Origin of the sequence: Campylobacter sp. 2018MI34 (assembly GCF_016598975.1) — a bacterium.
GTDB lineage: Bacteria > Campylobacterota > Campylobacteria > Campylobacterales > Campylobacteraceae > Campylobacter_D.
This window is the reverse complement of sequence record NZ_JAENKS010000017.1, coordinates 21,362-28,227: the sequence shown is the minus strand read 5'-3', so window position 1 is coordinate 28,227 and position 6,866 is coordinate 21,362. Positions and strand designations below refer to the sequence as shown.

Annotated in this window: 9 protein-coding genes; 4 read left to right on the top strand and 5 right to left on the bottom strand. The window is 26.2% G+C overall.

The genetic code is table 11. From position 1 onward, the window contains the following. The 5 genes from JG676_RS05625 to rplI form a co-directional block, all read right to left on the bottom strand. The coding region (locus tag JG676_RS05625; protein WP_200217584.1) for a hypothetical protein at positions 1-919 on the bottom strand (919 nt) is incomplete at its 3' end. Continuing rightward, positions 906-1,778 (bottom strand): GTPase Era, encoded by an 873-nt coding sequence (gene era, locus JG676_RS05620; protein WP_200217583.1) that lies wholly within the window; start codon positions 1,776-1,778, stop codon positions 906-908. The genes JG676_RS05625 and era, both read right to left, overlap by 14 nt. Continuing rightward, positions 1,775-3,094 carry an ATP-dependent protease ATPase subunit HslU gene (hslU, locus tag JG676_RS05615; RefSeq protein ID WP_200169997.1) on the bottom strand — a complete coding sequence of 440 codons (1,320 nt, stop codon included), beginning with the start codon at positions 3,092-3,094 and terminating at the stop codon, positions 1,775-1,777. The genes era and hslU overlap by 4 nt, the downstream gene beginning before the upstream one ends. After that, entirely contained in the window at positions 3,091-3,633 is a 543-nt protein-coding gene (gene hslV / locus JG676_RS05610) for an ATP-dependent protease subunit HslV (protein ID WP_200217582.1), read from the bottom strand. The genes hslU and hslV overlap by 4 nt, the downstream gene beginning before the upstream one ends. After that, entirely contained in the window at positions 3,633-4,076 is a 444-nt protein-coding gene (gene rplI / locus JG676_RS05605) for a 50S ribosomal protein L9 (RefSeq protein ID WP_200169999.1), read from the bottom strand. The genes hslV and rplI overlap by 1 nt, the downstream gene beginning before the upstream one ends. A 162-nt stretch (positions 4,077-4,238) precedes the next feature. On the opposite strand from rplI, the gene JG676_RS05600 reads away from it, so the two are divergent. From JG676_RS05600 to JG676_RS05585, 4 genes are read left to right on the top strand one after another with little or no spacing between them, the layout of a single operon-like run. Further along, positions 4,239-4,487, top strand: coding sequence for an RNA-binding S4 domain-containing protein (locus JG676_RS05600; RefSeq protein ID WP_200217581.1), 249 nt, complete (start codon positions 4,239-4,241; stop codon positions 4,485-4,487). Next, positions 4,481-4,888, top strand: coding sequence for a tRNA (adenosine(37)-N6)-threonylcarbamoyltransferase complex ATPase subunit type 1 TsaE (tsaE, locus tag JG676_RS05595; RefSeq protein WP_200217580.1), 408 nt, complete (start codon positions 4,481-4,483; stop codon positions 4,886-4,888). Before JG676_RS05600 ends, tsaE begins: the two co-directional genes overlap by 7 nt. Next, on the top strand, positions 4,881-5,609 hold the full coding sequence (gene lptB, locus JG676_RS05590; RefSeq protein ID WP_200170002.1) for an LPS export ABC transporter ATP-binding protein: 729 nt from the start codon (positions 4,881-4,883) through the stop codon (positions 5,607-5,609). Before tsaE ends, lptB begins: the two co-directional genes overlap by 8 nt. After that, positions 5,609-6,862, top strand: a complete 1,254-nt coding sequence (locus tag JG676_RS05585) for an RNA polymerase factor sigma-54 (protein WP_200217579.1) — start codon at positions 5,609-5,611, stop codon at positions 6,860-6,862. Before lptB ends, JG676_RS05585 begins: the two co-directional genes overlap by 1 nt. The last annotated feature ends 4 nt before the right edge of the window (positions 6,863-6,866 follow it).

The following is a 6,866-nucleotide window of genomic DNA, read 5'->3' as shown; positions in this document are numbered from 1 at the left end:
TTTTATTTAATTCTAGTAAAATATTTTCATTTTGTTTTAATAATAATTTTTGATTATTAATCATAGAGACTAATTCTTGATTTTCTTGACTTGTATTATTATTTTTTTTAATAATGCTTTGAAATTCATAATTTAAATTTTGATTATATTCTTTGGTTATTTTATTTTCTTTATAGGATGAATAATTTTTTAAAAATAAAATTGCCAAAGAAAAACAATAACATAATAAGAAAAAAATAATAATTTTAAGATAAGGAGTAAAATTCGTTTTTGTTATTTTAATAAAATTTGCATCATTATTAAGATGTTTTTGTGCTAAAACGCTTAATTTTTCTAAGCTATTTTCTTTTAAGATGTTTTCTAAATTCAAAAAAGAAATGTCTATATGTTTTACTAAAAATTGACTAAATTTAAATTTATCATTATAAAAAATAAAAATTTGAGTTTTGTAATATTTTAAAAGCTCTAAAACACGACCTTGCTCAAAGAGAATTTCATAAAAAAGTTTTTCTTTTTCATTTTGATTTTTTAAGCTTATGTCTTCAAGACTAAATTGGGGTAAATTTTTGATCGCGTGTAGATTTCCATTTTGGTAAAAAGTTAAAAAAGTAAAATTTTCATTAAAATTTATAAGTGCAAAATTTGATTCTTTAATTAATTTTTCATCAAATAATACTTTAAAAAGTAAAGGTTCTGGATAGCAAAATTTAAAAGATTTTAAATTTTCTACCAAAGTAAAAAAAATATGATAAGTATTGTTTTGCTTGATGAAGCTCATTTGATATTTAAAAGCGGGGGTGAGATTTAATTCTTTTGTAGTGTTAATAAATAATAAATCGTTATCAAATTCTCCTTGTTTTTGGGTATAAATTAATTGATTAAAAGGGATAAAAGTAATTTGATTTTTAATCTTCTTCATTTAAGAGCTTTTTTATAAAATTTTCATCTTTTTGCCAATTTTTTTTAATTTGAATAAAAAGTTTTAGTAAAACTTTTTTTTGGGAAAAATTTGAAATTTTAATTCTTGCGTCTTTGCCTATCCTTTTTATTGTTTTGGCTTCTTTTCCTATAATCATAGCTTTATGAGAGTTTGTATCTGTAATAATATCTGCTTCAATAATTAAAATTTCATTCTTATCTTTGAATTTTTTTATAAGAACTTCACTACAATAAGGAAGTTCTTCGCTCAAATTTTCATATATAGCTTCTAAAATAAAATCTCTATAAATATCTTTTTCATTACTTGTGGTTAAAAATTGAGGATCATAAAAATATTCGTGTTCTGGTAAATATTTAACGATTTCATCTAGAAGAATTTTTTTGTAAGATTTTTTCTTTGAAGAATAGGGAATAACAGCTTTAAAAGTGTTAAATTGATTATATTCGTTTAATTTTTGCAATAATTGTATATTGTTTGCTAAATCGACTTTATTAATGACCACAATATGTGGTACTTTAGGATTTAAATTTAAAAAATCTTCATAATCATTTATTGGATCAAAAATACTTGCTACAAATAAAATAACATCACAATCACTAATGGATTTAATAGCACTTTGAATTAACATTTGATTAATTTTTTGAGAGCTTTTATGAAGACCTGGAGTATCCACAATAATGATTTGATCATTATTGTGCATTAAAATAGCTTTTATTTTGCGTCTTGTTGCATTTTGTTTGTGAGAGACTATGGTAATTTTTTCTTCAAGTAAAGAATTGATTAAAGTGCTTTTTCCAGCATTAGTTCTACCAACAACACTCACAAAGCCTGATTTCACAAAATATACCTTGCTAAATCTTTATTTTCTATTACATTTTCCAATTTTTCTTTAACCATATTTTTATCTACTATAAATTTTTTACCAGCATACAAATCAGCCTCAAAACTTAAGTCTTCTAAAAGTTTTTCTATAACTGTATGCAAGCGTCTTGCTCCTATGTCTTGCATTTCTTCGTTAGCTTTTGAAGCAATTTTTGCTATTTCTTTTATCGCTTCATCTTCAAATTCAAGTTCTAATTTTTCAGTTTTTAAAAGTTCTATGTATTGTTTTAATAATGAGTTTTTAGGTCGTGTTAAGATTTCATAAAGAGCCTTATCATCTAAACTATCAAGCTCTACTCTTAAAGGAAAGCGTCCTTGAAGCTCAGGAATTAAGTCGCTTGGTTTGCTTAAATGAAAAGCTCCTGCAGCAATAAAAAGAATATGATCTGTTTTTAAGGTTCCAAGCTTTGTTTGAACACTACTTCCTTCGACTATAGGAAGTAAATCTCTTTGAACTCCTTCTTTGCTAGGATCTTGCCTACTTGAATTTCCACTTGAAATTGCTATTTTATCAATCTCATCAATAAATATAATCCCTTCATTTTCTGCTCTTTTTAAAGCTTCATTTTTGATACTTTCTTGATCAAGTATTTTATCACTTGCTTCATTTTTTAAAGCATTTTTAGCATCTTTAATTTTCATTTCTTTTTTTACTTTTTTACTTCCAACTCCAATGACTTTGACTATATCTTGCATTGCACCCATTTCAGGTGGGAGATTTGGGTTAGTATCAAACATATTTTGAGAAATTTCTATTTCAATCATACTTTCATCAAGATCTCCATTTTTAAGTTTAGTTCTCATTTTTTCAAAGCTATTTTTATATTCTTCTTGTTTTTCATCACTAACCCCTTTTGGCAAAGGAGGTAAAAGTTTTTCTAAGATTTTATCTTCTATAAATTGATTAATTTTTTCTTGATTTTTTTCTCTATATTCATTCTTGACTAAATTTAAAGCTGCATTAGCTAAATCTCTTACCATACTTTCAACATCGCGTCCAACAAAGCCAACTTCTGTATATTTACTTGCTTCAATTTTAATAAATGGAAAGCCCATCATTTTAGCCAATCTTCTTGCAATTTCAGTTTTTCCAACCCCAGTTGATCCGATCATAAGAATATTTTTAGGCATAATATCATCTTGAAGATCTGGACTCAATTGCATTCTGCGGTAACGATTTCTTAGAGCAATAGCTATAATTTTTTTTGCATTTTTTTGACCAATAATATAATCATCTAAAAAATGGACAATTTCTTTAGGGGTTAAATTCATTCTTTATCCTTTATGCAATAAGTTTTAATATTTGTATTGGTATAAATACAAATTTCTCCAGCGATTTGAAGGCTTGATTTTACAAGTTCTTCTTCATCTAAATCACTATGCTTTGCTAAGGCTCTAGCAGCTGATAAAGCATAGTTTCCGCCACTTCCAATAGCTGCAATTGCTCCATCTTCTGGTTCAACTACATCTCCAGTTCCTGAAAGCAAAAATATATGCTCTCTATCAAGTACTAGCATCATTGCTTCTAATTTTCTTAAAAATTTATCTTTACGCCATTCTTTTGAAAAATCAATTGCAGCCTTTAAAAGATCTCCTTTGGAACTTTGAAGTAAATTTTCAAACATATCAAAGAGATTAAAAGCATCAGCCGTACTTCCTGCAAAGCCAGCTAAAACTTTTCCATTGTTAAGTTTTCGAATTTTTACAGCATTTGCCTTTAAAACTGTATTACCAAAACTTACTTGTCCATCACCACCAATAACAGATTTATTTTTTCCTTTGTAAGCTAAAATTGTAGTTGCGTGAAACATTATTCAGCCTTTACATTGATGTTAAATTGAGCGTGAATGCTGTGTCCTAATTTTAAGCTAACGCTATGCAGTCCTAAATTTTTTATTGTATCGCATTCTAAAGTTTTTTTATCAATTTCAATATTTTTTTGTTCTTTTAAAGCATGTGCTATTTCATCTTTGGTAACTCCACCAAATAAATTTCCATTTGCTCCGACAGGTTTTGCAATTTCAATAGTAATTTTGCTTAATTCTTCTTTTAATTTTTCTAAATTTGCTAATTCAAATCTTAAATTTTCAGCTTCTTTCTTTTTTTGAGCTTCATACTTTCTTAAAACTTCCGTTGTAGCTAATTTAGCATAACCTTTTCCTATAAGAAAGTTTTGTCCATATCCATCTTTTACTTCTTTTACTTCTCCTGCTTTACCTAAACTTTTTACATCTTTTATCAGTAAAACTTTCATAAAATATTCCTTAATATTTAATTTTTAACAATAATAGAGTAAATTTTATTATTTTTCCCTTTAAAATCTACTTTTTAATCTTTAATCTGTATTTTATGGATAAATTTTTAAATATAAGCATTTTTTGTTCCAAAATATATTTTTTTTGATATAATTTAAATTATGAGAATAGATAAATTTTTAAATGTGGTAAATATTACAAAAAGACGTGCTATTTCTGAAGATATGTGCAAAAATGGTGTGGTTTTTATCAATGGGAATGTAGTTAAGGCAAGTAAAGAAGTAAAAGTCAATGATATAATTTCTTTGCATTTTAATAGTGGAATTCAAAATTATAAGGTTTTAGCTATTCCTACAACTAAAAATATTCCCAAAACATCACAAAATGAGTATGTAAATAAAATATGCTAGAAATAATTTTAAAACAAAATGAACTTAATAAGCTTTTTGAGTATCTACCTAAAGAAGGTGTGATTTTACTCAAAGGTGATTTAGCAAGCGGAAAAACAACTTTAGTTAAAGAATATGTAAAATATTTAGGCGTTAAAGATTTAGTAGATTCTCCTACCTTTTCAATAATGCAAAAGTATTTTAATAATCAATACACAATTTATCATTATGATATTTATCAAAAAGGTTTTAAATCTTTATTGGATAATGCTTTGATAGAAAATTTTTTTGAAAATGCTTTGCATTTAGTGGAATGGGGTGATGAAAATTTAAAAAAATGCCTTGATCGCTTTGGAAAGAAAAGTCTTTTTGTAGAAATTGAACCATTTGAAGATAAGAGAAAGTATAAAATTTATGAGTAAGCTAGAAATTCTTAATTTGGAAAAAATAATCAAAAAAACCAAAATTATTCATAGTGTTTCTTTGGAGTTAAATAGTGGAGAGGTTGTTGGCCTTTTAGGCCCTAATGGAGCTGGAAAGACAACAACTTTTTATATGATTTGTGGATTAATTGCGCCAAGTAGCGGTCAGGTTTTACTTGATTCAAAGGATATTACAAAAGAACCATTAAATAAAAGAGCCAGAGAAGGTATTGGTTATTTGCCACAAGAAAGCAGTATTTTTAAAGATTTAAGTGTAGAGGATAATCTACTTTTGGCAGCACAGATTTTTTACAAAGATAAAAAAATTTTAAAAGAAAGAGTAGAGCAAATGCTAGAGCTTTTAAGTATAGAGCCTATTCGCTTAAGAAAAGGATTAAGCCTTAGTGGAGGAGAGAGAAGAAGGTGTGAGATCGCAAGATCTTTAATATGCAATCCTAAATTCTTATTACTTGATGAACCTTTTGCTGGTGTTGATCCTATTGCTGTTGCTGAAATTCAAAATCTAATCAATGAGCTTAAAAATTTAAATATTGGTGTTTTAATTACCGATCATAATGTAAGAGAAACTTTAGCAATTTGTGATAGGGCTTATGTAATTAAATCAGGTGCATTATTGGCTAGTGGTAGTGCTAAAGAAATAGCACATAATAAAGATGTAATCAAGCATTATTTAGGGACAGAGTTTAAGCTCTTAGATTAATGTTAAAACAAAAATTAGCTCCAAAAAATAAACTTTCTCAAACTTTAAGAAGTTGGTTGCCTATTTTACAAGCAAATATTGAAGATTTAAAAGAAAGCTTAGATGATTTTAGCAAAGAAAATCCTTTTATTAGTGTTAAGGAAAATATCAATTCTCAAACTAATAGCAATAAAAATTATATGGATTATTTTTATAAAAATTCTATTCAAGCACAAAATATTCAATATATGGCTATAGCACAAAAAAGTGTTTATGAACTTTTAAATGAACAAATTACTCCTCCTTTATTTCCTACAGAAAAATCTCAAAAAATAGCATATAAAATTATAGAATGTTTAAATCATGAAGGATATTTTGAATTTGATGAAGAGCTTTTAAAAGAATGGAGTCAAGATGAAATTGAAAATATAAGATTAAGATTTAAATTTTTAGATCCTATAGGAGTTGGAGCAAAAGATTATAAAGAGGCATTTTTATTTGCTTTAGATAATTTAGATATTGATGATGAACTTTATGAATTTTGCAAAATTTTAATTAAAGATTTTGAAAATATAGGTTCTTATACAAAAGAAAAATTTTATAAAGAAGCAATAGTTTTGATCAAAAAATTTAGCATACCTCCTTTTATTGAATATTTTGAAGATAGCAAACAAATAGTTCCTGATATTTTTATTTTTAGAGAAAATGATGAAATAAAAGTTAAAATAAATGATGAATATTATCCAGAAATATCTTTAGAAACCGATGGAATGAACCACGATTTTTTGAGTGCTTATATCAAGGAGGCTAAAAATTTAATTGATGCTTTGGCTATGAGAAAAGCTACTCTTTATAAGATTGGTCTTATGATAGTAGAGTATCAATATGATTTTTTCTTAGGCAAAGAAATTAAACCTATGACTTTAAAAAATATCGCAGATGACTTAGAACGTAATACTTCTACTATATCAAGAGCAATTGCAAATAAATATTTAAGTTGTGAAAGAGGTCTTATACCTTTAAAAGATTTTTTTACTGTTGCCTTAGATGAAAATGGGGAAACTTCAAATACAAGTGTGAAAGAATTTATTGTAAATTTAATTAAAAACGAAAACAAAAAAAAGCCTTTGAGTGATCTTAAAATTTTAGAATCAATACAAGAAGAATTTAAAATTGATATAGGAAGAAGGACAATTACAAAATACAGAAAACAACTTAATATTGGAAGTTCTAGCGAAAGAAAGAAGATTTATGAGCTTGAAGGTGCTAAATAATCTT

Excerpts from the sequence above, each read along its gene's own strand:
- hslU (WP_200169997.1), bottom strand. The coding sequence starts at position 3,094 with ATGAATTTAACCCCTAAAGAAATTGTCCATTTTTTAGATGATTATATT.
- hslV (WP_200217582.1), bottom strand. The coding sequence starts at position 3,633 with ATGTTTCACGCAACTACAATTTTAGCTTACAAAGGAAAAAATAAATCT.
- rplI (WP_200169999.1), bottom strand. The coding sequence starts at position 4,076 with ATGAAAGTTTTACTGATAAAAGATGTAAAAAGTTTAGGTAAAGCAGGA.
- JG676_RS05600 (WP_200217581.1), top strand. The coding sequence starts at position 4,239 with ATGAGAATAGATAAATTTTTAAATGTGGTAAATATTACAAAAAGACGT.
- tsaE (WP_200217580.1), top strand. The coding sequence starts at position 4,481 with ATGCTAGAAATAATTTTAAAACAAAATGAACTTAATAAGCTTTTTGAG.
- lptB (WP_200170002.1), top strand. The coding sequence starts at position 4,881 with ATGAGTAAGCTAGAAATTCTTAATTTGGAAAAAATAATCAAAAAAACC.
- JG676_RS05585 (WP_200217579.1), top strand. The coding sequence starts at position 5,609 with ATGTTAAAACAAAAATTAGCTCCAAAAAATAAACTTTCTCAAACTTTA.